We start from the raw sequence: 26,699 nt of genomic DNA, 5'->3' as shown, positions 1-26,699 counted from the left end.
GGGGGGCTTGAACGTTGGCAAGATACAGATTTGAAATGGATGAGCACGTCATGTTTCGGGATTCACTCCGGAAGTTTCTTCAAAAAGAAGCGGTTCCACACTACGATACATGGGAAAGAGATCGGATTATTCCAATCGCATTTTGGAGAAAACTGGGGGAGATGGGATTCCTCTGCCCACAAGTGGATGAAAAATACGGAGGGCTTGGTCTAGATTTCAGCTTCAGCGTCATTATCGGGGAAGAACTTGAGCGTGTAGGCACGGGTCTTACAGGTGTAGGCTTGCACAATGACATCGTTGTTCCGTATATTGAAACGTTTGGCACGATTGAGCAGAAAGAGCGTTGGTTACCGGGATGTGTAAGCGCTAACAATATCACCGCTATCGCAATGACAGAGCCAGGGACGGGATCGGACCTGGCTAATATCTGGACGACGGCAATTAAAGATGGCGATCACTATGTTGTGAATGGTCAAAAGACATTTATTACAAACGGTATTAACGGGAATCTCATTCTCGTTGCTGTGAAAACTGACCCATATGCTGAACCGAAACATCGTGGCGTTAGCCTACTTATTATAGAAGAAGGAACTCCAGGTTTTACGAAAGGTCGCAAACTCGATAAAGTCGGGCTACATTCGCAAGACACGGCGGAGTTGTTCTTTGAAGATTGCCGTGTACCAGTGGCGAACTTGATTGGTGAAGAAGGAAAAGGATTTATTTACTTAATGGAAAAACTACAGCAAGAACGGCTTGTCGTCGCGATTGCCGCACAAACGGCATCAGAGGATATGTTGGAAATGACGCTTGAGTATGTAAAATCGCGGAAAGCATTTGATAAGCCAATCGGTTCTTTCCAAAACACGCAGTTTAAACTTGCTGAAATTGCAACAAAAGTGGAAATTGGCAAAGTGTTTCTTGAATCACTTATCGAGGATCATATAGCGGGAAAAGACGTCGTCACGAAAGTATCGATGGCGAAATATTGGCTTACTGATACAGCGCGAGAAATTTCCGCAGAGTGTATGCAGTTGCACGGTGGATACGGTTATATGGAGGAATATAAAATCGCTCGGCGTTACCGGGATATTCCAGTGGCATCGATTTACGCAGGGACGAATGAAATCATGAAAGTCATCATCGCGAAAAATATGGGTTTGTAGAAATTATGGATACTATATAAGTTGAACAAATAAATACCTCTACAAATCAAGAAAAGGGTGCCTTAAAGGGGTAACCGAAGCCATAAGACTGGCTTCGGCTTATGGCGAGAGGCATCCCCTAGCGCCCTAGCGAATTCCATGGAGTTCCTTATTTTACCCTATATAAAAGGAATAATTTAGCTTTGCGCGGCATATTATCTTTCGGGACCATATGTGACATATATCCACGATTTTAGAACGCACTGATTACGTAAAAAATTATTCTATATGAAAAGGGGATCGATTAATATGATGCAAACACCACTTTTATTATCTTCCTTCATTAAAAGAGCAGAGCAATATTTCCCTAACAAATTAATTATTTCACGAACAGGAGAGAATTCGATTCATCGAATTCCATATCGTGAGTTCGCAAAAAGAACCCGCAGACTCGCAGATGCCCTGACGAAACTGGGAATGGAACACGGAACGAAAGTTGGTACGTTTGCGTGGAATCATCATCGTCATTTAGAAGCGTATTTCGGTGTGCCGGGAACAGGTGCCATCCTTCATATGGTTAATATACGATTATCGCCGGAACATATTGCATACGTTATCAACCATGCCGGAGATGAAATCTTGCTTGTCGATGATAATCTGTTTCCGCATCTTGAAAAACTTGCACCTTATCTGAAAACGGTGAAACATTATATCATCATGGGAGACAGCACTGAAATACCTGAAACATCTCTTGAAAATGTCTATTCGTATGAAGCGCTTCTCGCAGAAGCTTCTGAGGACTTTGTATTCCCAGAAGATCTCGATGAAAATACGCCAGCAGGCATGTGTTACACATCCGCTACTACGGGCAATCCGAAAGGAGTCATCTATACCCATCGCGGACTTGTGCTGCATAGTTATGCGCTAGGACTAGCCGATGCGATGGGACTATCTGAGAGGGATGTCATCCTGCCAGTTGTACCAATGTTCCACGTCAATGCATGGGGAATGCCGTTTGCCGCAGTCTTTTTCGGTACAACACAAGTCCTTCCGGGTCCGGGCTTTAATCCGAAACTACTGTTGGACTTGATTGAGCAGGAGAAGGTGACTGTAACTGCGGGAGTTCCGACAATTTGGCTTGCCGTGCTGAAGGAGCAGGAACAGAATCCTAGGGATTTGTCGTCGCTTCGAGCGGTTGTAAGTGGTGGTTCAGCTTCGCCAAAAGGATTGATCCGTGCATTCGAAGAAAAACTTGGTGTACCGTTTATCGTTGGTTATGGCATGACCGAAACATCACCGTTGGTTAGTCTATCGGTCTATTCATCAGAGATGGCCGACTTAACAGTGGATGAAAAAATCGATGTCCGCGCACTTCAAGGTTTGCCGATGCCAGGTCTTGAAGTCCGTATTGTCAATGAAGCCGGTGATGCACCTTGGGATGGCAAAACAATGGGCGAATTGGCCATTCGGGGGCCTTGGATTGCAAGCGAATATTACAATGATGAGCGGACAGCAGAAGCGTTCCGAGATGGCTGGCTATTCACAGGAGATATCGCAGTCATGACAGAGTTCGGCTATCTTAAATTGATGGATCGGACAAAAGATTTGATCAAGAGCGGAGGCGAATGGATTTCGTCTGTTGACTTGGAAAATGCCCTGATGACACATGAAGATGTATTCGAAGCGGCAGTGGTAGCGATACCGCATGAGCAATGGATTGAGCGTCCACTGGCGTGTGTTGTCTTGAAAGAAGGGAAGGTTGCTGACGAAGAGATGAAACAGCGGTTGCTAACCTATTTGGCAGGCCAATTCGCTAAATTATGGGTACCGGACGATGTTATCTTCTTGGATGAAATCCCGAAAACATCCGTTGGTAAGTTTTTGAAAGCTTCGCTGCGTGAAAGTTTGAAAGACTATACAATAAAAGTATAAGGGAAAAAGTCATCTGGCATCCTGCTAGATGACTTTGTTTTCGATAGATTACTTAAGTTGAAAAGGGGAAGTTATCATTGTGGATAACCTTTTTTGTAACGATAACCTTGTTGATAACTAATTTCAAAGGATCTATCCAAGCGGTTCTGTGGATAAATATGAAATTTTCAGAAATTATCAACAATGTTGTCAAGTTATCCTCATTCAAGGTGGATAACTTGATTAATTTCAAGGATATCCACAAGTGGAATATGTACTGAATTAATAAAGATATATAATAGTAGGTCCAAAAGTGCCTATATTTCTACCTTTCTCACTAACGTATTTACTAACTTATTCGGTTGCGTGCGCTAACTGTCTAGAACGGCGGATTAGAGTTGCCGAGGATCAATTGTAATTTCGCTCATTAAAGAAGACGGAATCTCTTACTATATAGACGTTGCTTAACCTGTAATCATTTTTTAATCTGGGGAAAATTTGAACAAAATCATATCCGAACCGCCTATTACGTACTATAATATACAGAAAGCGAAACCTCTAGCTATGCGGAATCGTCCTTTTGCTATCGGACCCCGTTTGCATAGGGTTTTGTTTTTGGAAAGTAATAGTTGGTGGGTGCTTAGAGTGGAAAATTGGATTACTGAATTTATGGACCAGTTTGGTTATTTTGGTGTGTTTTTATTAATCATGATTGAGAATGTGTTTCCGCCAATACCATCTGAAGTTATTTTGACATTTGGTGGATTCATGACGACGTATTCGGATATGACTCGAGTGGGTGTCATTATTGCGGCGACGGCCGGATCGGTTATTGGGGCAATGATTTTGTATAGTATAGGGTTATTTCTCGATGTGGCACGCCTTGAAAAAATTGTCGATCGGTGGGGTGGCGTTTTACGTCTTACACGAAAAGACATCCGTAAGGCAGATGCTTGGTTCGACAAATATGGTCCTTGGACAGTGCTACTTTGCCGCCTAGTTCCACTAATTCGGAGCCTAATCTCAATTCCAGCAGGCATGTCGAATATGAATTTTCCTCTATTCATTTTGCTTACAACAATAGGCAGTTTGATATGGAATACGGCACTCGTCACCATTGGGGCAGCAGTAGGTGACAATTGGACATCGATTGTCCACTATATGGATATCTATTCAAACATTGCGTACGTACTAATAGGAATTGGCGGTATAGCGATTTGCATTTGGTATATTCGCTTCCGTAGAAAGAGAGTGTAACTAACTTATGGAAATATTTGAATTGATTAAAGCGCTAATACTAGGACTTGTTGAGGGAATGACGGAGTTTGCACCTGTATCATCGACGGGTCATTTGATCATTGTCGATGATATGTGGCTGAAAACAACAGAATTTCTTGGAGATCGTTCGGCATTCACATTTAAAATTGTTATCCAATTGGGTTCGATATTAGCTGTTGTTATCGTTTTCTGGAAGCGTCTGTTCAGCCTTGTAGGCCTCTATAAGATTGATGGCCAAAAAATGAATCAAAGCTTCAATTTAATACACGTCATTATTGGGATGTTGCCGGCAGTTATTATCGGATTTGCTCTCAAAGACCTTATTGATGAAAAATTATCAAATGTCGAAACGGTAATTTTTGCATTAATTGCAGGTTCAATTCTAATGATTGTAGCTGATAAATTTGGTCCTAAAAAACCGTGGGTGAACACATTGGATCAAATTACATACAAGCAGGCATTCACAGTCGGCCTTGTCCAATGTCTGTCCCTTTGGCCTGGATTTTCACGTTCAGGAGCAACAATTTCGGGCGGCGTCCTGTTCGGTATGAATCACAGGACCGCGGCAGATTTCACATTCATTATGGCAGTACCTATCATGATGGGCGCAAGTCTTGTGTCGGTTATGAAAAACTGGGAAGAGCTTTCAATGGATGATCTATCTTTTTACATTGTTGGATTCATCAGTGCATTCGTCTTCGCTCTGATTTCGATTCGCTTCTTCTTGAAACTCGTTTCACGTATTAAGCTAATACCGTTCGCAATTTATCGACTTGTATTAGCAGCTGTATTAGCGTTTATTGTATTTTTATAGGAATTTGAAACGACTCCTGCACATTGGTGTGCGGGAGTCGTTTTTTTATTTTTATAATACAGACTGAAAATGTGTGATTTACTATTAAGTCCAAAATTAATTATTGTTGGACCCCAACTTTTCCGAAATTCGTCTACCTGTTTCCATTACTTTTTCAATAAGGAAATTCATCCGCTCTTCGGTTAAATTGAAACTGACAAATCCTATACTGACTGCCCCCACAACTTCTCCGAGACCATCAATAATGGCCACCGCAACAGAAGAAGTACCTTCCGTCCTTTCCCCGTGGCTCGTTGCATATCCTTGTTTTTTTATCTGTTTTAGTGTTACTTCTACTGCAGCCAATTGATCGATGGGCAACAGTTTCTTCAAAATGTCCGTGGACTTAGAAGAGGACATATTTGCAAGCATCGCTTTATTCGCCGCACCGATATGCATTGGAATACGCAAACCGAGTTGATCATAAATCCGAATTGTATTTTTTTCACTATCAATTCTTTCTAAAACGATTGCTTCTACTCCGGCAGGTCGGCTTAGATAGACACTTTCTTCTACTTCATGGCACAAACGGTCCAGCTCAGGCCTTATTTTATTGATGTAATCCATCGAATCATATACTTGCAAACCGTATTCTAACCAAATTGTTCCTAGCCGATAACATTTCGTACGCTCATCCTGCTCTACCATACCTTGTTTAATCATTGCTTTAAGCAATCTATGCATTGTACTGAGGGGTAACTCGCATTGTTTGGAAAGATCGGAAATGGATACGCCGTTTTCTCCCGTGTGCGTAGCAAGAGTTTTGGCTACGATCATAGCGCGGTCAATTGATTGCATTATAAAGCACCACCTGTCATATAAATAACTAATTAAAATTAATTAATCTGAAAAAACAAATTAGAATTATTCAAAATACATTGACATTGTATCATAGAGAGAATATATTTTATATATAAACTTTCCGTTAATCGGAAACGTTTTCCACTATGCGGAAAAGAGTGATGCAAATTGACTTATTGTTCATCGATGTACAGACCATTAGAGCGGGTAATTGTAAAGCATCCAAGATCAGCTTTCTTAAATCAAGACCATCTAGCAATTAATTGGAAAACGTTTAATTACCTTGAAGAACCGAAATTTGAAGAAGTCGTCCGGGAATTTACAGATTTTATAGCGATTCTTGAAAAATATGTTCCGCAAATTGATTATTTACCAGCTTCGTCTGAAGTAGGGATGGATTCACTGTATGCGCATGATCCGGTGAAGTTTACGCCAGAAGGAGCAATCATTTTGAAATCCGGTAAAAAGCTAAGACAACCGGAAGCGACAGTATATAGAGAGTTTCTTATTGAGAAAGGGATTAAGATTGTTGGTGAATTGACGGGAGATGCGATGTCAGATGGTGGCGATATTGTGTGGTTGGACGACAAGACACTTGTTGTAGGCCGGGGATACCGTACGAATGACGAAGCAATCCGACAATTAAAGGAAATGACAGCGTCTTTCGTCAACGAATTCATCGTCGTTCAACTTCCGCATGACCAGGGAGAAGCAGAATGTCTGCATCTTATGTCGTTCATCAGCATGGTTGATCATGATTTGGCAGTTGTACATTCACGTCTTATGCCAGTATTTTTCCGTCAGCTACTCATTGAACGGGGAATTCAGCTGATCGAAGTGCCAGAAGTTGAATATCATAATCTTGGTTGTAATGTACTTGCACTTGCGCCGCGTGTTTGTGTGATAGTGAGTGGTAACGATTCAACAAAACAGCAGCTGATTGATGCTGGTGCAACAGTCTATGAATACAAAGGTGAAGAAATAAGTGTTAAAGGGACTGGCGGGCCAACATGTTTGACATCCCCTGTAGTAAGAAACTAAAAAATGAGGAGTGGATTGAAATGTATACAAACGTCATTGTAAAAACACCTGGAGAAAGCTATTTAAATGGGTTAACGACTTCTGATTTAGGAAAACCGGTTTTTGAAACATTATTGGAGCAACACAAAAAATATGTCGAAGCGTTGGAAAAGTGTGGCGTAACCGTTACGCATCTTCCAGCAAGTGAGGAATTCCCGGACTCGACATTTGTGGAAGACGCGGCTGTATTGACATCTGATTTCGCAGTCATTACAAATCCTGGAGCAGAATCACGCAATGGAGAAATTAAAGAAATTGAAGCAATTCTAAAAGGGTTTTATGAGAAATTTCACTATATAAAATCGCCAGGAACACTTGATGGCGGCGATATTCTCCAAGCGGAAGACCATTTCTATATTGGGATTTCTGAACGGACGAATGAAGAAGGAGCACTTCAATTGAAAGAGATTTTAGAACAAGAAGGTTACGAAGCAACAATTATTCCTTTGAAAAAGTTCTTCCATTTGAAAACTGGAATTGCTTATTTAGGAGATAACCGAATGGTTGTTGCAGGAGAATTTGTGGATCATCCGGCATTTGAGAAATATGAAAAAATTGTGATTGGTAAGGAAGATGAGTACTCGGCTAACTGTATTCGTGTCAATGACTATATCATTATTCCAAAAGGATACGAGGAAACAAAACGTAAGTTTAATGAAGTAGGTTATGAAACAATTGAACTTGAAATGTCTGAAGTGCAAAAGCATGATGGCGGTTTGAGTTGTCTTTCGTTACGATTTTGATTCTTAAGTATTCTAAATAGGGGGTGCGGAATGGGGAAATTATCTAAGGAAAAGCCGAAAGTTCAGCAACAAGAAAAACCGAAAGTTCAGCAACAAGAAAAACCGAAAGTTCAGCAACAAGAAAAACCAAAAGTTCAGCAACAAGAAAAACCAAAAAATGGTATCAACGCTTTTGTTCTAATGTTCATAGTTATCATCATTATGACGATATTGACTTACATTTTGCCAGCCGGCCAGTATGATAGAATCGAAAAAGACGGTCGAACTATAGTGGATCCAACGTCATTCAAATTCATTGAATCATCGCCAGTCGGGATATTGGAAATGTTCAACAGTGTTCATGCCGGATTAGTGGGTGCTGCGCCCATTATTTTGTTTGTATTTTTGTTTGGTGGAGCGCTTGGAATTATGCAGAAAACTGGGGCGATTGACTCTTTTATTAAGTTTATTGCTGCACGCTTCGGACAAAGGGAAAAGATACTGATTCCATTGTTGATATTAATCTTTTCATTATTAGGGACATTAATTGGTTCAGCAGAGGATACACTCGTTTACATTGCAATTATTGTGCCGATGACTATGGCGTTGAAAATGGATGCGCTTACAGGCTTTGCAATTGTAATGCTTGGTACATTAGCTACGGGGTTTGTTACGGGAATTACCAATCCCTTTAACGTTGGGGTTGCGCAAAGCATTGCCGAACTTCCAATCTATTCCGGAATGGGATTACGCATAGCAATTTTCATTGTCTTTTACATTGTGACAGTGCTCTATATTTATTTCCATGCGGCGAAAGTTAAAAAGAATCCTGAGTTAGGGGTATATGGAAAGTTTGACCCAAATGACCAGGCGGAGATTGATCTAAGTTTTAGAATGGGCACAAGACATAAGCTTGCATTGTTTGTATTATTGTTCAATTTCATTGCACTAGTTGTTGGAGTCATTAAATTTCAATGGTATATAAGTGAAATTGGCGGTATATTCCTCTTTAGTGCGATTATCATGGGGTTCATCGGAAAAATCTCTCCAGGCAAAATGGCAGATGGTTTTGTTGAGGGAGCACGTGACATGGTGGCAGGTGCTTTAATCATTGGGATTGCGCAGACAATTTTGGTTATAACGACGAATGGTGGTTTGCTCGATACAATTTTATATTATTCTTCAGCGTTAGTCGGTCAATTACCGACATCCATTAATGCTATAGGCATGTTTATCATGCAATTATTCCTAAACTTCATAGTTCCGTCGGGCAGTGGACAGGCTGCATTGACAATGCCGATAATGACACCATTGGCAGATTTAATAGGGGTTACAAGACAAACAGCGGTATTCGCGTTCCAAATGGGTGATGGGATTTCAAATATGATTATCCCGACAAGTGGTGTGCTTTTAGCGGGACTCGCAATTGCGGGAATTCCATTTACTAAATGGGTAAAATGGGTATTCCCGTATTTCTTGATTCAGGTTGGAATTGCGATTATCTTCTTGATCATCGCTCAAGCAACAAACTACGGTCCATTTTAAGAGACCAGTATGGGGGCTAGGATAATGGTCATAAAACAAGATGCATTACTAGAAGAAGTGGTTACTTGGAGACGTCATTTACATGAAAATGCAGAACTGTCACATCAAGAATATAAAACGTCAGAGTACATTTATAATCTCTTGAAAACTTTTCCTGGATTAACTGTGAAGAGACTGACAAAGACAAGCGTTTACGCGGTGCTTGAGGGGACTAAGAAGTCGGAACTGGAAACGTATACAATTGCATTTCGGGCTGATATTGATGCACTTCCGATTGTAGAAGAAGCAGACGTTGATTTTAAATCTAAAACGATTGGCGTAATGCATGCATGTGGCCATGACGCTCACGCAGCTATGTTGCTGGGCGCGGCAAAAGCTCTGTCAGATAAAAGAGACGAAATAAGCGGTGAAATTCGGTTCATCTTCCAGCATGCTGAAGAAGTAACGCCGGGAGGTGCCGTTGAACTTGTAGAAAAAGGTGTTATGGATGGCGTAGATTATGTTTTTGCCCTTCATGTCTATCCTTATGAAAATGCGGGAAAGTTTACGATGAAAGAAGGGAAATTGAATGCGGCTGGAGATGACTTTGAAATAAAGGTCATCGGAAGCGGCGGCCATGCTTCTACACCTGAGCTAACAATCGATCCGCTAATTATTGGTGCTGAAATTGCAACCAATATTCAACAGATTGTGTCTCGCAAATTACCAATCTTGAAAGCCCCAGTCATAACAGTGACAAAATTCAATTGTGGGAATTCGTTGAACGTCATTGCTGGACATGCTGAGCTTGGAGGAACAATCCGTTCACATGATCCAGTTGTGCGCGTACAGGCGAGAGAATACTTGGAGCAAGTTGTGGAGGGAATTGCAAGGGCACACGGCGCAAAAACTGAAATTAAATGGGATATTGGATGTGCTGCAGTTCATAATGATAAAGAAGCAACGGCTATTACTAGGGGTGTGGCGCAAGAGCTTGTTGGTGCAGACAATGTGGTGGAAATGGAAGAGCCATTATTCGGCGCAGAAGATTTTGCGGCCTATTCTGAAGTTGTGCCAGCGTCGATGCAATTCATTGGCGTTCATAATGAAAGTTTTGGAGAAGCCTATCCACTCCACCATCCTAAGTTTAAAATTGATGAAAGTGCGTTTAAATTCGGTGTAAATTATTTTGTTAAAATTGCGGAAAAGTTTACGAATGGCTTGGGTTAAGAAAATCACCCACACTATTCTGAACGTAAAGAATTAGAAATGGTAACAGAGTTCCGGTAACTGTAAAAGGAGGTATCTACTATGAAAAACTATTTATGGGGCACACCCTCTACACTTCGATCCCTGCTATGCGAACTCGTTAGCTGGGATAGCCGAACGTTAACGGAGGGCGAGTGTGCATTCGCTCCCAAGTTAGAAGGGAAATTAAAAGAACTTACTTATTTCAAGGATAATCCGGAACGGTTGGAACTGCATGATGCCGGACTTGGTCGTCATGCAGTCACTGCTTTATACAAGCACCCAGAGGCAACGGAAACAATCGTGCTTATGAGTCATTTTGATACGGTTTGGACAGAGGAATATGGTGTATTGGAACCGCTCGCTTTTCATCCAGAAGAGCTGACAAAAAAGCTGTTGGAGCCTAAACATAAGAAAGATTTGCCAGATGCCGTACGTATCGATCTTGAGACAGGAAATTACTTGTTTGGTCGAGGGACGATGGATATGAAAATGGGGATTGCTCTTCATATGCAGCTCATTGAAAAAGCAAGCATCGAAAAATGGCCGATTAATCTTATCTTGACTACGGTTCCTGATGAAGAGGTGAACTCAGCAGGTATGCGTGCTGCGGTGACGGAGTTAGTCCGTATTCGTGAAGAGCAAGGGTTAACGTATAAACTATTTTTAAATAGCGAGCCATCGTTTTCACAAAACCCAACGGACATTGCTGAATATATCTACTCAGGTACCATTGGGAAAATCATGCCCGCTGCATTGTTCTATGGAAAAGAAACGCATGTTGGTGAGCCGATGAAAGGTATGACTGCAAACTATATTGCATCATACTTGACGCAACGCATGGAATGGAACGAGTTGTTTCGCGAGACGGATCTTGGGGAAAGTACGCCGCTACCGGTTTCGTTGCAGCAAAAGGATTTGAAATTGCAATACTCGACGCAAACACCTTACCGTGCAGTGGCATTGTATAACGTCTTCCTTATGAAGCGTACTGCATCGGAAGTAATGGATTTGTTCGAACAAGTGGCAATTGAGGCGATGTCAACGTGTAATGACAGCTACAAGATAATTTGTGAACGGGAGCAAGTGAAGGGGGTAGGGGAAGTAAAAGTTCTGCGCTATGAGCAGCTCCTTGACCATGCCTTGATAAAATTAGGGGCGGAGGAAGTTGAACGCTTGAAACAAGAAGCACTTAATAACGATGAGTGGGACGACCGCGAAAAATCGCTCCGCATCGTCGATAATCTCATGATTCAGTGTCAAGAACTTGCACCGGCAACTATCCTTCTATACGCACCACCGTATTATCCAGCCATCAACTCATCGAATGATCCACTTGTCATTCAAACAATCGAGTTAATGAAGAAAGCAGCGAAAACATTCAATAATACAGTCGAGCAGATCCATTACTTCAATGGAATTTGTGACCTAAGTTATGTAAACTATGAAGATGACGCAGAGGGCTGGGCTGCATTCGAAAGCAACACGCCGGTATGGGGCGATACGTATAGCATTCCCTTTACTGAGATGGCCCAGTTGAAAGCACCCGTGCTCAATGTAGGCCCATTTGGGAAAGATGCACATCAACGGACTGAGCGTTTACATGTCGACAGTGCTTTCGTTGAAATGCCTGTCATGCTGGAAACCCTCGTGAAGAGCATGTATGTCCCGAATGAAAGCCTGGAAACATGCGCAGGCTAATGTAACTGAAAAATGGAGGCCTTCAGAAATAGTGAAGGTCTCTATTTTTTGTCTAAATCTGTTAAGATGAAAGAAAAAGTGGTAGGTGAATCGAATGAAAGAACAGATTTTAATCATTGAAGACGAAGAAAATATTGCACGTGTCCTGCAGCTTGAGCTTGAGTTTGAAGGATATGGAACAAGTATCGCACATACAGGGCCTGACGGGCTTATTAAATATCGCGAACAACAATGGGATCTTGTTTTGCTTGACCTCATGTTACCAGGATTGAATGGGCTAGATGTTTTACGACGGATTCGAGCAACGGAAGCAGATACACCCGTCATTTTATTGACGGCTAAATGTGATGTGGGGGATAAAGTAGCGGGGCTTGACCTTGGAGCGAACGATTATGTGACGAAGCCTTTTGAAATCGACGAATTACTCGCAAGAATTCGGTCGGCGCTAAGATTCTCGAAACCTGCGGCGCCTGTAGAGACTAAAGATGAACACCTCCTTGAGTTCGCTGGTTTGTCGATCCACAATCAATCTCGTGAAGTGAAAAGAGAGGGGCGCTCTATTGAATTAACACCACGTGAATACGATCTTTTACTTCACTTGCTAAAACACCCGAACCAAGTGCTGTCGCGCGAACAGTTACTAGACGCTGTATGGGGATTCGATTATTATGGCGATACAAACGTCGTCGATGTGTATATCCGATATGTCCGGAAGAAAATCGAACAAGGAGAAAAAAACACGCTTATTCAGACAATACGTGGTGTTGGTTATGTTTTAAAGGAGCAGGTTAATGAAACTTAAAACAAAGATTCACCTTTTTTCTACGTTGCTGATGCTTGTTATCTTAACTTTGACGAACACGGGTATCTATTTCGTTTACGGAAAATTGGCATTTGATACCGAATACAATCAGCTTAAGATGGAATCGCAAGACTTGATTACTTCACTTAGCAAGATGACCGGAAAAACCAATCCAGCGACCGTACTCCATGCCTATAGACCACCAAACGGTGCAGCTCGTATTATCGATCTAACAACTGACAAGGTAAAAGTTGAGTCCCGTTCTGAAGAAGGGATGAAGCGTTACAATCCCGAAATCGCTTCAGGGAAACGATATTCAATTGGCGAATTTGAAAAGACACCCGTACTTATCTTGAGAGAGCCAGTCATTTGGACGGACGGCAAAGTAGTCGAGCTACAAATGATTCAACTTCTCACCGATGTAAAAAATAATTTATACTTGCTTAAGCTTATCCTTCTCGGGGTGACACTTATCGCGATGATTCCAATAACAATTTCAAGCATAGCGCTTGGCCGTATTGTGATAAACCCAATTGGTAATCTCATTAAAACAATGTCGCAAAGTAGGCAAACGGGGACATACGAGAAGATTGAGGTCCCGGCTGAAGGGAAAGACGAAATGGCACAGATGGGCAATGAGTTCAATAATATGATGGGGCAGCTTGAGAGTAACTTCAAAAAGCAAGAACAGTTCGTCTCTAATGCTTCACATGAATTAAAAACGCCACTCACTGTTATAGAAAGCTACGCGCGGCTCCTTTCACGCCGAGGATTTGATGACCTATCGGTAGCGGAAGAGTCAGTCGGGGCAATTCTTGGAGAATCCATTCGGATGAAGCATATGATTGAGCAAATGCTCCATCTGGCAAGAAATCAGGAGCATGTTGCGTTTAACTTTGAGAAAACAGATATCAATTCATTGGTTGAAAAGACCTTACAGCCAATGCGACAAGCACACGCAAGAGATTTCATCCTAGAAGGGAACAGTTCCGTGGTTACGGTGACAGATGCCGAAAAGCTGAGGCAACTATTATTCATTCTCCTCGATAATGCACGGAAATATAGCGAACGAGAAATTAAAACAACTATTTCAGAAAATGAAACTAAGATTTCCATTGCCGTTACTGACTATGGAAACGGTATACCTGAAGAAGCCTTGCCGCGCATTTTTGACCGATTCTACCGAGTTCATGAAGACAGAAACCGCAAAACAGGCGGAACGGGCCTTGGGTTGTCGATTGCTAAGGAACTGGCAAATGGTCTTGGAGCAGAATTGAAACTTGAAAGTAGCGTTGGCGTGGGAACCACCTTTTGGATCATCATGCCTAAAAAACAGTTTCTCACCGATTTTTAATGTTGGAATTGTATGATGAATGAAAGGAGGCAAGGAGTATGCATTTTTTTAAAAAGTCATGGATTTTTCCGTCCCTGTTTACTTTAGTTATTCTAACGGTGGGCGGATTTTATATAGGAAGTTTGATCAACAAGCAGGAACCGATTGCAGCCGAGGCTATCCGAACTCAGTTGGAGAGCATGTACGGTGGAACTGTTGACCAAATCTCAATAACGAACGGCGTCTATCAAGCAGAAATGACGCGAGGTGAAGCGGTTTATTCGGCTGAAGTCGACGCAGTGACGGGGAGTGTTTTGTCGCTTTCTAAGACAGGTGAAATAAAGGAAGAGATTCCGGATGTACTTTCAGAGTCTAAGGTGAAGGGAATTATAGAGGGGAAATATAGCGGTGAAACAGACCGGATTTCATTGAACACAGGCGGCGAATCCCCGATTTACGAGGTGGAGCTGTCGAAAGATCCGAAGTTTACAAAAGTGACGGTCGACGCAGTAACTGGGGAAATAATCTCCGAAACTAAAAAGGAAACAACAGGAGAAAGTGTGCTTATTTCTATGGAAGATGCGATTACAATTGCGGAAGCTCAACTTATAGGTGAAGTGGATGATGTATCGTATGAAAGAACGACCGATGGAGGCTACTACCTAATCCAAATCGACTCAGATGACGATGGAGAGGGCACCTTTCAAATTCATGCGATTTCAGGAGAAATAATGTCTATCACATGGGAGGATTGACTCTCACCAAATTCTAATAATCCTCACAATGTCCTCTCATGTTCATCGAGTAATATAAAGGTAATAACAAAAGGAGGAGATACAAGATGAAGAAATGGATGATGATTCCAGCATTGGCTGGTGTGCTTGTAATAGGTGGAGTTGCAATTGTTGGGAATGCGGGTCAAAGTTTAGCGGCGACGCCGAAAGGTTTGTTGACGATGGAAGAAGCGAAAGCGATTGCTATAAAATCAGTCGGTGGAACAGTGACGGAAATTGAATTGGATCGTGAAATATCGGGCGACATCTATGAAGTTGAAATTAAATCGGATGGTTTTGAATACGATCTAGATATTGATGCAAAAACTGGGGAAGTATTACGAACAGATAAAGACCGTAATGATGATGACGATGACGACGATAAAGTGATCGTTCCTGATGGTAAATTCATAACAGAAAAAGCTGCTGTCAAAATTGCAATGAAACAAGCAAAAGGTACAGTGACAGAAGTTAAATTGGATGAAGATGATGGCCGTGTAATCTATGAAATCGAAATTCAAGATGACAAATATGACTACGACTTCGATATCGACGCAATTTCAGGTGAAGTACTGAAGTTTGAAAAAGACCGTGATGATAACGATAACGATAACGATTAAAGTAAAGGGGGCTGTTCCCGAACAGCCCTATTTTTATGGAGAAAATGTGTGTGACGGTCATAAAGTCGTTCATGGCGAGCATAACTCATCGCAAGGCGAGCATAACCCTCATTGCGTGAAAAAACGCACCCTTATCTAAAATAAGAGGTGCGTTTCCTGATTTAATTTTCAATAAAACCTGCTTCGATAAGGAACTCTTCTGCAACTTGTTCAACCATCATACCTTCATTGTCGACTTTCGCGTTCATCTTCTGCATCACTTCTTCATCAATCATACCTTCAAGAGAAGCGAGTACTTCTTCGATTTCAGGATACTCTTTGAGCGCTTCTTTTCGTACAAGCGGAAGTGCATGGTACGGAGGGAAATAGGACTTATCGTCTTCTAACACACGTAAATCGAAATCTTGCAACTGGCCGTCAGTCGTGTATGAGTTGATAACATCCACTTCTTTGGCGCCGATGGAACGGTACATAATGCCGTGGTCCATTCCTTTGACGTCTTTGAATTTCATTCCGTATTCTTCTTGAAAGCCTGGTAAACCATCTGGACGGTCGATAAATTCGAATACTGCGCCTAATATAAAGTCCTCAGATACTTTAGCAAAGTCACTGAATGTCACGACTCCGAGTTCTTCGGCTCTGGATTCGTCTAAAGCGAGCGTATACGTATTATTGAAGCCAAACGTATTGAATGCAATCATGCCGTCGCCATCGACGAGTCGTTTCGTTGCTTCCAAGGTCTCTTCAGCTGTACCGGGATCTTCGTGATAATAGTTGACGACGATTGTCCCTGTATAGTCGGGTATAACGTCGATCAGACCGTTTAACATTGCGTTCCAAACGACGTTCGAACCACCAAGATTTTCTTTGTAAATGACTTCAATATCTGTTTTATCTTCAATCAATTGCCCCATGATGTGTGACAATATTATACTTTCGGTATTGTTTCGTGAGCCAAGTGTCAGTGAATCTTTTTCGATGAAAATACATCCTGACAACATACTTGCGACGAGTACTGTCGAGAACAGAACTTGTAACTTTTTTTTCATTGTTACTTCAATCCTTTCGGCGTTGTCCAGCGTTCAACCCCACTAAAGAGCATTTCAAGGATGATCGCAAGGATTGCTGCCGGGATTGCCCCAAGTAAAATCAAGCCATCAATTCCACGAGTAATACCAAGGAAGATGAAATCACCGAGTCCACCAGCTCCAATGAAAGCTGCGAGTGTTGCTGTCCCGACGTTAATAACTGCCGCTGTACGTATTCCGGCCATGATGACGGGAATCGCAAGTGGTAATTCTACTTTGAACAGGATCTGCATGCTCGTCATGCCCATCCCTTTTGCTGCTTCTGTCGTCGCTTTGTCGACATCTTTAATACCTGTGTAGGTGTTGCGAATAATTGGTAGTAATGAGTAGAGGAATAGGGCAGCAATTGCTGTTTTTACACCAATTCCAAAGATAGGGATCATGAAACCGAGCAATGCAAGACTTGGAATTGTCTGCATGACACCCGCGCCACCAAGTACGATTGTCGTGAGCTGAGGAACGCGAGTAATCAAGATGCCGAGCGTAATACCAAGTATTATGGCGATAATCATAGAGAAGAATACAAGTTGAATATGGACAGATGTTGCTTCTAGTACCTCTTTCCAACGCATTTGTGTTTGTTGGGTGAGCTGTTGCCAAATAGTTAAGTTATTCATTGGATCTCCTCCGTATCTGTCCACTGGCTGGACATGGCGGATAACAGTGATCCCCGTGTAACAACGCCTAATAATTTTTGGGTTTTATCGATAATTGGGATAATGCCGTAAGGTGCTTCATCCATCAAGATAATTGCATCTTTAGCCGTCGCGGTTTCATATAGGAATGGCTCTCGGGGCATCATGATTTCTTCAATTGTTTTAATGTTGTCTAATCTTTTGATCACATCGTAGGCGGAAACGATACCGAGTAACTTTTTGTCATCGTCGACAACAATAAGATTCGTAATTTTTCGTTGGCGGATAAGCGCTAGAGCTTTCTCCGGAGACCATTGAGGAGTAGTAGTGATAACCGATTCCGACATAATATCGATAACAGGCATGAGTTCAGGATTTTGAATGATTCGGTGTTTTCCTATGAACTCTTCTACAAAGCCGTGGGCTGGTTCATGAAGTAATTTTTCTGGGGTGTCCAATTGTAGTAGTTTTCCATCTTTCATAATAGCGATGCGATCGCCCATTTTTAGGGCTTCTTCCATATCGTGTGTAACGAAAACAATCGTCTTTTTTAACTTTTTGTGCAATGAAAGCAATTCGTTTTGAAGCTGTTCTCTTGTAAGTGGATCGAGTGCGCTGAAAGGTTCATCCATCAAAATTACATCTGGATCTGCTGCGAGCGCTCTTGCGATACCTACACGCTGTTGCTGGCCGCCCGAAAGTTCCTTTGGGTAACGAGTTGCATACGTTTTAGGATCAAGACCGACTAATTCAAGAAGTTCATTGACTCGAGCCTTAATTTCTTTCTCATTCCAACCTTTAAGTTGAGGTACAATCGCGATGTTTTTTTCAATTGTGTAGTGGGGGAAAAGTCCGATTTGCTGAATGACATACCCAATGTTCCGACGTAGTTCGGAGGCATTGTAGGAGTTAGTATCCTTACCGTTGATCGTGATTTTTCCGCTTGTGTGGGGCTCCATCCTGTTAATCATTTTCATTGTTGTCGATTTACCTGAACCACTGGGGCCGATGAGAACAAGAAATTCACCTTTTGGAATATCAAAACTGACAGATTTTACTGCTTGGAATCCGCCATCGAACACTTTGCTTACATTTTCAAATTTGAGCATGTGTACCTCCCATAGTTATTTTACAACGAATTTATTTCCTAATAATAGATTAAAAAATCATTAGGAATTAAAAAAAAGCAGACATTTAGTGCTCCAAATAAACTTTGGAGCGATGCCTTATTTATTTACTATACCACATTTAGAGTGAACTTGCAGGAATTGGTTGACATTTAGTTTTGAAGTGTCTAAATTGCCTGTCTGTTGTACGTTCCTTTAGAATGAATGAAAGAAGGGAAGTGCATCGGAAAATGGTTATGACAATTTTCGTCGTTGAGGACGATAAAGCAATTTTTAATTCGTTAAAAGAGCAACTGGGGCAATGGTCTTTCACTGTAAAGGGACCTGAAGATTTTCATGATGTTATGGTTGATTTTATTGATGAAAAACCGCATCTTGTTATTATGGATATTCAGTTGCCCGCTTATGACGGGTTTCATTGGTGCCGAGAAATACGTGCAGTTTCGAAGGTACCCATTATTTTTCTATCGTCACGTGATCACCCGATGGACATGGTTATGGCGATGAATATGGGAGCGGATGATTATGTTCAGAAACCGTTCCATTCAGATGTACTGCTTGCTAAAATCCAGGCACTCCTCAGGCGGACATATGCGTATGGAGAAGAGGCTCCAGATGTACTTGAATGGAATGGAGCGATGATTGACATGAAGCGTAGCGTCATTCGAAAGGCTGGCAATGAAGTCGAATTGACGAAAAATGAGTTTTTCATATTGGCGGTACTTGTTCAATCAAATGATGAGATTGTCTCGCGTGATGATTTGATCCGAAAACTTTGGGATGACGAACGCTTTGTTAATGACAATACGTTGACTGTTAATGTCACGCGTCTTCGACAAAAGCTCACGGAATTAGGGCTTGGCGAAGCGATTGTCACGAAAAAAGGACTAGGTTATATGGCGACTACGCTGTAGGAGGGGATGTTCCAATGTTGTTAAGGTATTTGGGGGATATGAAAAGCTGGATTCTCTTTTTTTTACTGGCACTTGGATTCGTAGATACACTAATTTGGCTAGATGCCGGAATCGATACAGAACTCTCATCTGTTTTATATGTTAATGTTTTGCTTCTTATTGCGTTTACTACATTTGTGATTTGGCGGTACCGGAAGGAAATGAGATTTTCAAAGGAACTCTCGAATCTTGCAGGTGAGCCTTCGCTTGATTGGCAGGAAGCATTTCCTGAACCGATCTTTAGCCGTGATAAAGTTGCTATGGAAGCTATGCGTTTGGTGGCTGTTTCTTCATTAAAAGAGATCTCTGAATTAAGGTATGCGAACTTAATCGAAAGTGACTACACAGCCGCTTGGGTGCACGAAGTAAAAGCACCGCTAACTGCGATGAAACTGACGATGGATGGCCATCTCCACGAACCGGTGATTCGGAAAATACAGGCGGAATGGCTTCGTGTTCACCTACTTATCGACCAGCAGTTATACATATCCCGAATGTCGACACTTGAAGCAGATTATGTTTTGGAGAAAACAGATGTTCACGGTATGGTTACCGCAGAAGTTCGCGAACTTGCCTCGTGGTGTATAGAAAAGAATGTCGCGGTGGAATTTGAAGGAGAAAGTGAAGAAGTCATCACAGACGTAAAGTGGTGTCGATTCATTATTCGTCAAATTGTAACAAATGCGGTGAAATATAGCCCGATTGGTGGAACGATTATCATCTCGATGAGTGTCAATCCAACCGGTAACGGCATTCTCTACATAAAAGATGAAGGCCATGGCATTGAAGCGCATGATCTTCCCCGTGTTTTTGATAAAGGGTTTACGGGCGGCGCGGGCAGACTTTATAATGCAGCGACTGGACTGGGGCTTTATCTTGCACAAACTGTTGCGGATAAGATTGGTATCACGCTTCATGTGCAATCAGAAATAGGTCAAGGAACCACTGTGCAGATGACTTTTTCAATTGAAAACGACTTTGATAAGGTGCTCAAGTGACAACAATGTCACATTGGGTACCTTGTTTGTCATGTTAATCAAACGACCGATACTTTGCCGCGCGGTACGATAAGACCATGAAGAAATGAAAGCGGAGGCTTAACGACCGAAGCAGGAAAAAAGGGAGGCATATATGATGGGAAAACATCAAACCGTTTTACATGCGAAAAATGTTCGAAAGTCATTTGGAACACGGGGCAATGTGCAGGAAGTATTGAAAGGAATTGAACTTCGAGTAGCAGAAGGCGAATTTGTTGGGATCATGGGACCTTCAGGAGCGGGGAAAACAACGCTACTCAACGTTCTTGCAACAATTGACCGTGCTACTGATGGTGCAATTTTAATAGATGGAGCCGATATATCTAAAATGAAAGATGCAGGGTTGTCTGCATTCCGCCGTGATAAACTCGGATTTATATTCCAAGATTATAATTTGCTTGATACACTGACTGCCAAAGAAAATATTCTGCTTCCGATTTCACTCGGTAAAATAAAAAAGAAGGACGCTGAAGCTCGTTTCAGTGAAATTGCAGCGATTCTCGGGATCACGGATATTGCACATAAGTACCCGCACGAACTTTCAGGTGGCCAGAAGCAACGTACATCGGCAGCGCGCGCACTTATAAACGAACCTTCCATGGTATTTGCGGACGAACCGACAGGGGCACTTGATTCGAAATCGGCTTCATCCTTGCTCGGTACGATGGAAGCTATCAATAAAGAGCGTAATGTCACAATCATGATGGTAACGCATGATCCAGTCGCATCTAGCTATTGTAGCCGTGTCGTTTTCCTGAAAGATGGTAATATCTATTCGGAATTGTACCGTGGCGATAAAACGAGACAGGCCTTTTTCCAGGACATCTTAAACGTCCAAGGTGTGCTCGGGGGTGACAGCGTTGACTCTATTTGACCTTGTTATTCGCAGTATGCGAAAGAATATTAAGCACTATTACTTGTACTTTTTTGCGCTTATTTTAAGCGTCGTGCTGTACTTTGTTTTTGCGACATTACAATATGATACGGCGGTTATCGGGAAGACAGAAGAATCGATGAATATGGATTCCGCATTTAAAGCAGCCGGTATTTTACTAATATTTATAGCCGGAATATTCGTCGTCTATGCGAATGCTATTTTCTTGAAAAGAAGAAGTCGGGAAATTGGTTTATATCAATTAATCGGGTTGACGAAAGGGGCAGTCGCGCGTCTTCTCATTATTGAAAATGCCCTTCTTGGGATAGGTGCACTTGTCATTGGGATTGGTACAGGGTTGCTTGTATCCCGTGTGTTTTTGTTACTACTGATGAAACTTGTAGGTTACGAGGGGTTCATCGAGTTGTCTTTTTCGATGGCGGCCATTATCCAAACCGCCTTTGTGTTTGTTGCTATCATTGCATTGACGTCTGCTCAAATGTTGTATGCCGTTTATCGTAGTACGTTACTGGGACTCTTCAATGCTGATAAAAAAGGGGAGCATCCGAAAAAGCCTAGAACATTCGTATCGGCTGTTTTGGCGCTTCTTGGAATCGGGCTCGTTGTTTTCGGCTATTGGTTGTCAGGGAATATGATGAACGCGTTGGTGTTCTTCAATATGTTGGCGGTGCTAGCGTCAACGATTTTGGGGACGTATCTCATATTCCGTGTCACAATTAGCTGGCTATTTTATCAAATTCGAATGCGGAAAAAAGGGCATCTAGGTTTGAATAATAGTTTGTCGCTTGCCCCTCTTATGCACCGAATGAAGGGGAATGCTAACTCGCTGACAATCATTACGGTATTATCCGCGATGACGCTTGCCATGTTGGCAGGGGCGTACTCACTTTATTATTCGACAGAAAAAGAGACACGTTTCGCGATGCCGTTTGATTTTATGTTTGAAACAGGCGAAGACGAGGCGAAGCAGTTCACGCAGAAACTTGCTGAACAAGACATCACCTTTACGGAATCAGGAGTTGAGACACTTTGGACAGACGGAATAATTGATACCGATGCAGCACCAGAATGGTTGGAAACAATGATGAGAGTGAGAGTGATTAGTGCGGGGCAGTTGCAAGATGCTGGACTTGCTATCGAAACGCCGACTACAAAGACAGCCTCTTTTCATGACTCCTCGCTTGTATGGCTGTTGAAAACGATGAAAATGCCGTTTGATATTGTTTTGTCGAGCGGAGAAAATGAAGTGCGAATGCAAGTTAGTGAAGTTGGGCAAGGAAATGTCGTGAACTTTCCTTTTAGCGGTTCGCAACTTGTTGTAGAAGATGCTGTTTATCAACAACTGAAAAATACCTTACCAGCTGTGGGAGTCATAGGGCATGAAAAGCATCTTGAAACAATGTATGTGGTAAATGTGGAGGATGATGAGAATTTAGCAGCAGCATCTGAAATTTTTCAGCATCTGAAGGATGATAATCATAGTTTTGACTTTTACTCAATGTATACGAGGTCGATGCAGAGCAATGGCCTGCTCATTTTCATCGCGGGCTTTCTTGGACTTGTATTCCTCATCTCGACAGGTAGCATCTTATACTTCAAGCAAATGACAGAAGCGGAGCAGGAGAAGCAAAGCTATGCGACACTACGTCAGTTAGGCTTTACCGTTCAGGAAATCATGCGCGGCGTTATCCGTAAACAGGTATTCGTCTTTGGAATGCCGTTATTGATCGGCTTATTTCACTCCGTGTTTGCCATCAAGGCAGCATCATTCATGTTTATGTCTGATATAACAGTGCCAACTTCGATAGCGATGGGCATTTATGCAATGATTTACCTTATGTTCGCTTTCTTGACGGTCGGTTATTATCGGAAGACTGTAAAAACAGCGTTTTAATTATAAAAGCCACCAGAGTTCGATACACTCTGGTGGCTTTTATAATTTTATTGGAAATAAGATGAGTCGTAATAAAGATGGAATGGTTAGTAAAGTGATAGTTAAAGGTTGCTAGTTATCAACCAATACTACCTATGATAGACTTAAAATATCTGAATTAATAAATGATAATGTTATTAGTCTAACGAGTCATAATAATTAAATGAATTATTGAAGGGGGAGGGGAATTATGGGTTCAAGGCTAATGCACTTGGTCATTGCTAATAGAATTGCAGAGTGTCTATCAATAGAAGATCGAACTCGATTTTTACTTGGTGGTATTGCTCCAGATGCAGTTTCACCTAAAGACTTATCACATTTCTATACAGGTGAAGTACAAGATTATTCAAGAAGCATTGATTATAAAGGATTTTTACAAAAATATAGTTCGCAAGCAGAAAGTCATTATATATTGGGGTATTTTACACATTTAATTGCTGATGATATATGGCTAAAAGGTTTTTATTTACCTTGGTTGAAAAACAGAATGGAGGTTGATAAAGAAGTATCTAATGTGTACCATAATGATTTTCGCTTACTAAATGGAAAATTAGTAGAATACTATGGTTTTGCGGACGAATTGAGAAAAATGCTCAGTTATCGTCCTGCAATCATTGATTTGCAAGAGGTTAAGTCCAAAGATGTTGAAGAATTCATGCCTTATGTATTAGGCGATATGGAGTACGATAAGGCAGTTATTAATGAAAAGCTTAATGTATTTACGTTTAATCAGATAGTTGGTTATATAGAGACATCAGTTGATATAGGGGTATTGAATATAAAATCTATACTTACTTAGTGCTGAATTATATACGCCTATTCAATAAATCCCCCATGTAACTAAAATCCTTTATTATTTGAATACTTTTAAGGTGTACACAACTTGCCCACTTCCCAAAGGTGTTGTGTACCAATAGAAATTGAAAAATGGAGAGGTTCGGACAAGCTCTTTTCTTGGTGGTTATTTTTACTTATATTATAATAACCGCGTATATTGACATGAAGAATCCTACCAACAATGCTTTGCGCTTGGGCATGCCTCCCGTGATAAGCCTGAAAGAATACCATTATCAGTCTCATTGCTTCGGCGAACCCAGTCGACGCCTTCGCTGGAGATTACATAAAATCATTAGGTCGAAACTAATACGTAATTTAAAAGCTACTCTATTTTTAGCGGTTGAATTCTAATGAAGATTTTCCAAAAGAATTGTTGAAAAATGAAACTTGACGACAATTTAAAGTGAAGGGATCTACCCGACTCCACCAATTTACTTGCGAGATTCACAAGTCTCTTGAGAATGGTCTGAAATTGCATGCGCGTTTGTACATGGATTCTCTACGTACTCCGCTTGCTCAACATAACATTCAGTCTCTGCATGATCTAAAGTTGATTGGTAACTTTTTTATAGCTTATGTTAGAAATATCGACCATTAAAGTCTTTAAAAAGGAAAACAATATAGAAAATAAAAAAGTGGGGAAGAGGGATTTTATGAAATACGTATATCATATGGTACCTAAAACTATGGCGGGTAACAATCTTATTTCATTGAATAATTTAAGGATATTAAATGAAGAACTTTACAAAGAGTATACGAAAAAGTACTTTAATCATCCTGAAAGACCAAAGCTTTTAGAAAGAAGGATACCAAAAATTAACTGCTTGTGGAATGACGTAATTCATTTTTTACCACTTCACCCCCATCTTGTTTATAGTGCGTTACAAAAGTTGGATATTAATGTGAATAAGGATTTGACATTTTATAAGATACCCTCAAAAAGTTTAATAAATAATAAAAACGCGGTTTATTTATATCGTAAAGAAAATTACAAAGGTCCAGCAGTAGAGATGAATGTTGAAGATATTCAAATCATTGATATTGAAAAATTCAAGGAATTAACCAAAGTTCCCAAAGACACTGTATATTATTTCGAGGAAGAACATAAGAAGGGGGCTAGGTTTGGACTGTTTGCGTTTATCCCTCATATTTTAAGTTTGGGCGAGGTGAACATATCAGATGCAGAAATAATAAATTGGAGCGATAAATTCAACTGAAGGACTCTTATTTAAAGGAGGAGTAATCCTGGAATGAGAAAAGGAATAATAAGACCACTGGTTATCTGTTTGTTTAGAAGTGGTAATTCCATTCTTGTATTTGAAGGTTATGATCCATTAAAGGGGGATCACTACTATCGCCCAATTGGTGGGGGAATCGAATTCGGAGAAACGAGCATAGTCGCATTAAAAAGAGAAGTAAAAGAAGAAATTGGAGCCGAAATCACAAAGCCAAAATATCTTGGAACGATTGAAAACATTTTCACTTTTAATGGTGATATTGGTCATGAAATCGTAATGGTATATGATGCTGCATTTGTTGACACGTCATTTTACAGCAAGGCATCTTTTGAGGGACAAGAAGATGATGGAACAATTTTTAAACTACTTTGGATTCCTTTAAAAGAATTTCAAAATGGAAATTTAAGACTTGTCCCTGAAACATTATTAGAGCTAATTCAAAAGAATATTTGAAGCACTTACAACTTAAACAAATGAGGCAGTATTATTTAAGTAAATGGGGTTTTCTCCCTTACTTAACTATATAGATAAGTTAACGCTTCCCTTCGATAACGCTTCGCCGACCCTTCCAAAAGATATACAAAGGAAATTCGAAGAAAGAGGTTGGGTGACTGGGCAATCGAGTACTTGGATTGAAAATATTTGTTTTGTGAAAGAAAAGATAATTAGTAATACATTGCTACACTATTCAAACGTTGGAACAGGACATAAGATTATTTCCGTTGAAAAGAATTCTGAAACATATATATCAAACTGGTTTATCTCCAAAATATAATTAATATGAAGCGTTTATTCCTGCCGAAAGATTCCAAATGGATTGATTTACTAAATTGAATGTATCAAAGAATAGATTTATTGAATGTGCACATAGTATTGTTGAATGCAGTGTTTTGTCGATAACAACTAATTGAACAACATATTGTAACCGTTGGGTGCCAGTGTATAAAAAACAATCAACGTTTGAGTCAAGATCCAAAAACACGTGCGATTGCCATCTCACGAGAAATCCATTTGAAGGATCAAAGGCAACGAGAATATGATGCGATGGAAAAAGGAATAGAACAAGGAATAAAAAAAAGGAATAAAAAAAGGAATAGAGCAAGGGATAGAAAAGGCTAGCGCGGAACGTGACAGGGTAATTGTCCTGAATATGCATATGAAGCAAACA

The 26,699-nt window shown here is 41.0% G+C and carries 24 protein-coding genes and 1 pseudogene; 20 read left to right on the top strand and 5 right to left on the bottom strand.

What is annotated here, in order from left to right; genetic code table 11:
* Window positions 1-14: 14 nt before the first annotated feature.
* The 4 genes from FQ087_RS14615 to FQ087_RS14600 all read left to right on the top strand — a co-directional run bounded on the left by FQ087_RS14615 (window position 15) and on the right by FQ087_RS14600 (window position 5,145).
* Window positions 15-1,163 carry an acyl-CoA dehydrogenase family protein gene (locus FQ087_RS14615; protein ID WP_149581314.1) on the top strand — a complete coding sequence of 383 codons (1,149 nt, stop codon included), beginning with the start codon at window positions 15-17 and terminating at the stop codon, window positions 1,161-1,163.
* Between the two features lie 288 nt (window positions 1,164-1,451).
* Window positions 1,452-3,074: a long-chain fatty acid--CoA ligase gene (locus FQ087_RS14610; RefSeq protein WP_149581313.1), complete on the top strand. Its 1,623-nt coding sequence runs from the start codon at window positions 1,452-1,454 to the stop codon at window positions 3,072-3,074.
* 624 nt (window positions 3,075-3,698) lie between these two features.
* A complete protein-coding gene (locus FQ087_RS14605; RefSeq protein ID WP_149581312.1) occupies window positions 3,699-4,310 on the top strand; it encodes a DedA family protein in 612 nt (203 codons plus the stop codon).
* Window positions 4,311-4,317: 7 nt separating this feature from the next.
* A complete protein-coding gene (locus FQ087_RS14600) occupies window positions 4,318-5,145 on the top strand; it encodes an undecaprenyl-diphosphate phosphatase (protein ID WP_149581311.1) in 828 nt (275 codons plus the stop codon).
* Between the two features lie 96 nt (window positions 5,146-5,241).
* Here FQ087_RS14600 and FQ087_RS14595 read toward each other — a convergent pair whose 3' ends face one another.
* Entirely contained in the window at window positions 5,242-5,982 is a 741-nt protein-coding gene (locus FQ087_RS14595; RefSeq protein ID WP_149581310.1) for an IclR family transcriptional regulator, read from the bottom strand.
* 171 nt (window positions 5,983-6,153) lie between these two features.
* On the opposite strand from FQ087_RS14595, the gene FQ087_RS14590 reads away from it, so the two are divergent.
* The 9 genes from FQ087_RS14590 (at window position 6,154) to FQ087_RS14550 (ending at window position 15,788) form a co-directional block, all read left to right on the top strand.
* Window positions 6,154-7,026, top strand: a complete 873-nt coding sequence (locus tag FQ087_RS14590; protein WP_370456080.1) for a dimethylarginine dimethylaminohydrolase family protein — start codon at window positions 6,154-6,156, stop codon at window positions 7,024-7,026.
* A 20-nt stretch (window positions 7,027-7,046) separates the two neighbouring features.
* The gene (locus tag FQ087_RS14585; protein WP_149581309.1) at window positions 7,047-7,808 is read left to right on the top strand and encodes a dimethylarginine dimethylaminohydrolase family protein; all 762 of its coding nucleotides are present in this window, start codon (window positions 7,047-7,049) and stop codon (window positions 7,806-7,808) included.
* 180 nt (window positions 7,809-7,988) lie between these two features.
* A complete protein-coding gene (locus FQ087_RS14580) occupies window positions 7,989-9,332 on the top strand; it encodes a YfcC family protein (protein WP_255452373.1) in 1,344 nt (447 codons plus the stop codon).
* Between the two features lie 24 nt (window positions 9,333-9,356).
* Complete coding sequence (locus FQ087_RS14575; protein WP_255452346.1) at window positions 9,357-10,541, top strand: M20 metallopeptidase family protein; 1,185 nt, start codon at window positions 9,357-9,359, stop codon at window positions 10,539-10,541.
* A gap of 81 nt (window positions 10,542-10,622) precedes the next feature.
* On the top strand, window positions 10,623-12,260 hold the full coding sequence (locus tag FQ087_RS14570) for a M20/M25/M40 family metallo-hydrolase (protein ID WP_149581306.1): 1,638 nt from the start codon (window positions 10,623-10,625) through the stop codon (window positions 12,258-12,260).
* A gap of 94 nt (window positions 12,261-12,354) precedes the next feature.
* On the top strand, window positions 12,355-13,062 hold the full coding sequence (locus tag FQ087_RS14565; protein ID WP_149581305.1) for a response regulator transcription factor: 708 nt from the start codon (window positions 12,355-12,357) through the stop codon (window positions 13,060-13,062).
* Window positions 13,052-14,416, top strand: coding sequence for a sensor histidine kinase (locus FQ087_RS14560; protein ID WP_149581304.1), 1,365 nt, complete (start codon window positions 13,052-13,054; stop codon window positions 14,414-14,416). Before FQ087_RS14565 ends, FQ087_RS14560 begins: the two co-directional genes overlap by 11 nt.
* Window positions 14,417-14,454: 38 nt before the next feature.
* Window positions 14,455-15,150 (top strand): PepSY domain-containing protein, encoded by a 696-nt coding sequence (locus tag FQ087_RS14555; protein ID WP_149581303.1) that lies wholly within the window; start codon window positions 14,455-14,457, stop codon window positions 15,148-15,150.
* A gap of 86 nt (window positions 15,151-15,236) precedes the next feature.
* Window positions 15,237-15,788, top strand: coding sequence for a PepSY domain-containing protein (locus FQ087_RS14550; RefSeq protein ID WP_149581302.1), 552 nt, complete (start codon window positions 15,237-15,239; stop codon window positions 15,786-15,788).
* 161 nt (window positions 15,789-15,949) lie between these two features.
* On the opposite strand, the gene FQ087_RS14545 is transcribed toward FQ087_RS14550, so the two are convergent.
* From FQ087_RS14545 to FQ087_RS14535, 3 genes are read right to left on the bottom strand one after another with little or no spacing between them, the layout of a single operon-like run.
* Window positions 15,950-16,837 carry a glycine betaine ABC transporter substrate-binding protein gene (locus tag FQ087_RS14545; RefSeq protein ID WP_149581301.1) on the bottom strand — a complete coding sequence of 296 codons (888 nt, stop codon included), beginning with the start codon at window positions 16,835-16,837 and terminating at the stop codon, window positions 15,950-15,952.
* Window positions 16,838-16,839: 2 nt separating this feature from the next.
* Window positions 16,840-17,493 (bottom strand): ABC transporter permease, encoded by a 654-nt coding sequence (locus FQ087_RS14540; protein ID WP_149581300.1) that lies wholly within the window; start codon window positions 17,491-17,493, stop codon window positions 16,840-16,842.
* Window positions 17,490-18,620 (bottom strand): betaine/proline/choline family ABC transporter ATP-binding protein, encoded by a 1,131-nt coding sequence (locus tag FQ087_RS14535; RefSeq protein WP_149581299.1) that lies wholly within the window; start codon window positions 18,618-18,620, stop codon window positions 17,490-17,492. Before FQ087_RS14535 ends, FQ087_RS14540 begins: the two co-directional genes overlap by 4 nt.
* A 248-nt stretch (window positions 18,621-18,868) precedes the next feature.
* Here FQ087_RS14535 and FQ087_RS14530 point away from each other — a divergent pair, with 248 nt between their 5' ends.
* The 5 genes from FQ087_RS14530 (at window position 18,869) to FQ087_RS14510 (ending at window position 24,255) form a co-directional block, all read left to right on the top strand.
* Complete coding sequence (locus tag FQ087_RS14530) at window positions 18,869-19,552, top strand: response regulator (RefSeq protein ID WP_188006765.1); 684 nt, start codon at window positions 18,869-18,871, stop codon at window positions 19,550-19,552.
* A gap of 14 nt (window positions 19,553-19,566) precedes the next feature.
* Window positions 19,567-20,589 carry a sensor histidine kinase gene (locus FQ087_RS14525; RefSeq protein ID WP_255452345.1) on the top strand — a complete coding sequence of 341 codons (1,023 nt, stop codon included), beginning with the start codon at window positions 19,567-19,569 and terminating at the stop codon, window positions 20,587-20,589.
* Window positions 20,590-20,725: 136 nt separating this feature from the next.
* Window positions 20,726-21,502 carry an ABC transporter ATP-binding protein gene (locus FQ087_RS14520; RefSeq protein ID WP_149581298.1) on the top strand — a complete coding sequence of 259 codons (777 nt, stop codon included), beginning with the start codon at window positions 20,726-20,728 and terminating at the stop codon, window positions 21,500-21,502.
* On the top strand, window positions 21,489-23,417 hold the full coding sequence (locus FQ087_RS14515; protein ID WP_149581297.1) for an FtsX-like permease family protein: 1,929 nt from the start codon (window positions 21,489-21,491) through the stop codon (window positions 23,415-23,417). The genes FQ087_RS14520 and FQ087_RS14515 overlap by 14 nt, the downstream gene beginning before the upstream one ends.
* A 229-nt stretch (window positions 23,418-23,646) precedes the next feature.
* Window positions 23,647-24,255, top strand: a complete 609-nt coding sequence (locus FQ087_RS14510) for a zinc dependent phospholipase C family protein (protein WP_149581296.1) — start codon at window positions 23,647-23,649, stop codon at window positions 24,253-24,255.
* Between the two features lie 360 nt (window positions 24,256-24,615).
* On the opposite strand, the pseudogene FQ087_RS23095 reads toward FQ087_RS14510, so the two are convergent.
* Window positions 24,616-24,780 (bottom strand): annotated as a pseudogene (locus FQ087_RS23095) (IS1380 family transposase); the annotation flags it as partial.
* 166 nt (window positions 24,781-24,946) lie between these two features.
* Here FQ087_RS23095 and FQ087_RS14495 point away from each other — a divergent pair.
* On the top strand, window positions 24,947-25,510 hold the full coding sequence (locus FQ087_RS14495; protein WP_149581294.1) for a group-specific protein: 564 nt from the start codon (window positions 24,947-24,949) through the stop codon (window positions 25,508-25,510).
* A 33-nt stretch (window positions 25,511-25,543) separates the two neighbouring features.
* Window positions 25,544-25,984 carry an NUDIX hydrolase gene (locus FQ087_RS14490; protein ID WP_149581293.1) on the top strand — a complete coding sequence of 147 codons (441 nt, stop codon included), beginning with the start codon at window positions 25,544-25,546 and terminating at the stop codon, window positions 25,982-25,984.
* Window positions 25,985-26,699: the final 715 nt, after the last annotated feature.

Origin of the sequence: Sporosarcina sp. ANT_H38, assembly GCF_008369195.1 — a bacterium.
GTDB lineage: Bacteria > Bacillota > Bacilli > Bacillales_A > Planococcaceae > Sporosarcina.
This window is presented reverse-complemented; position numbering and strand designations above follow the sequence as displayed.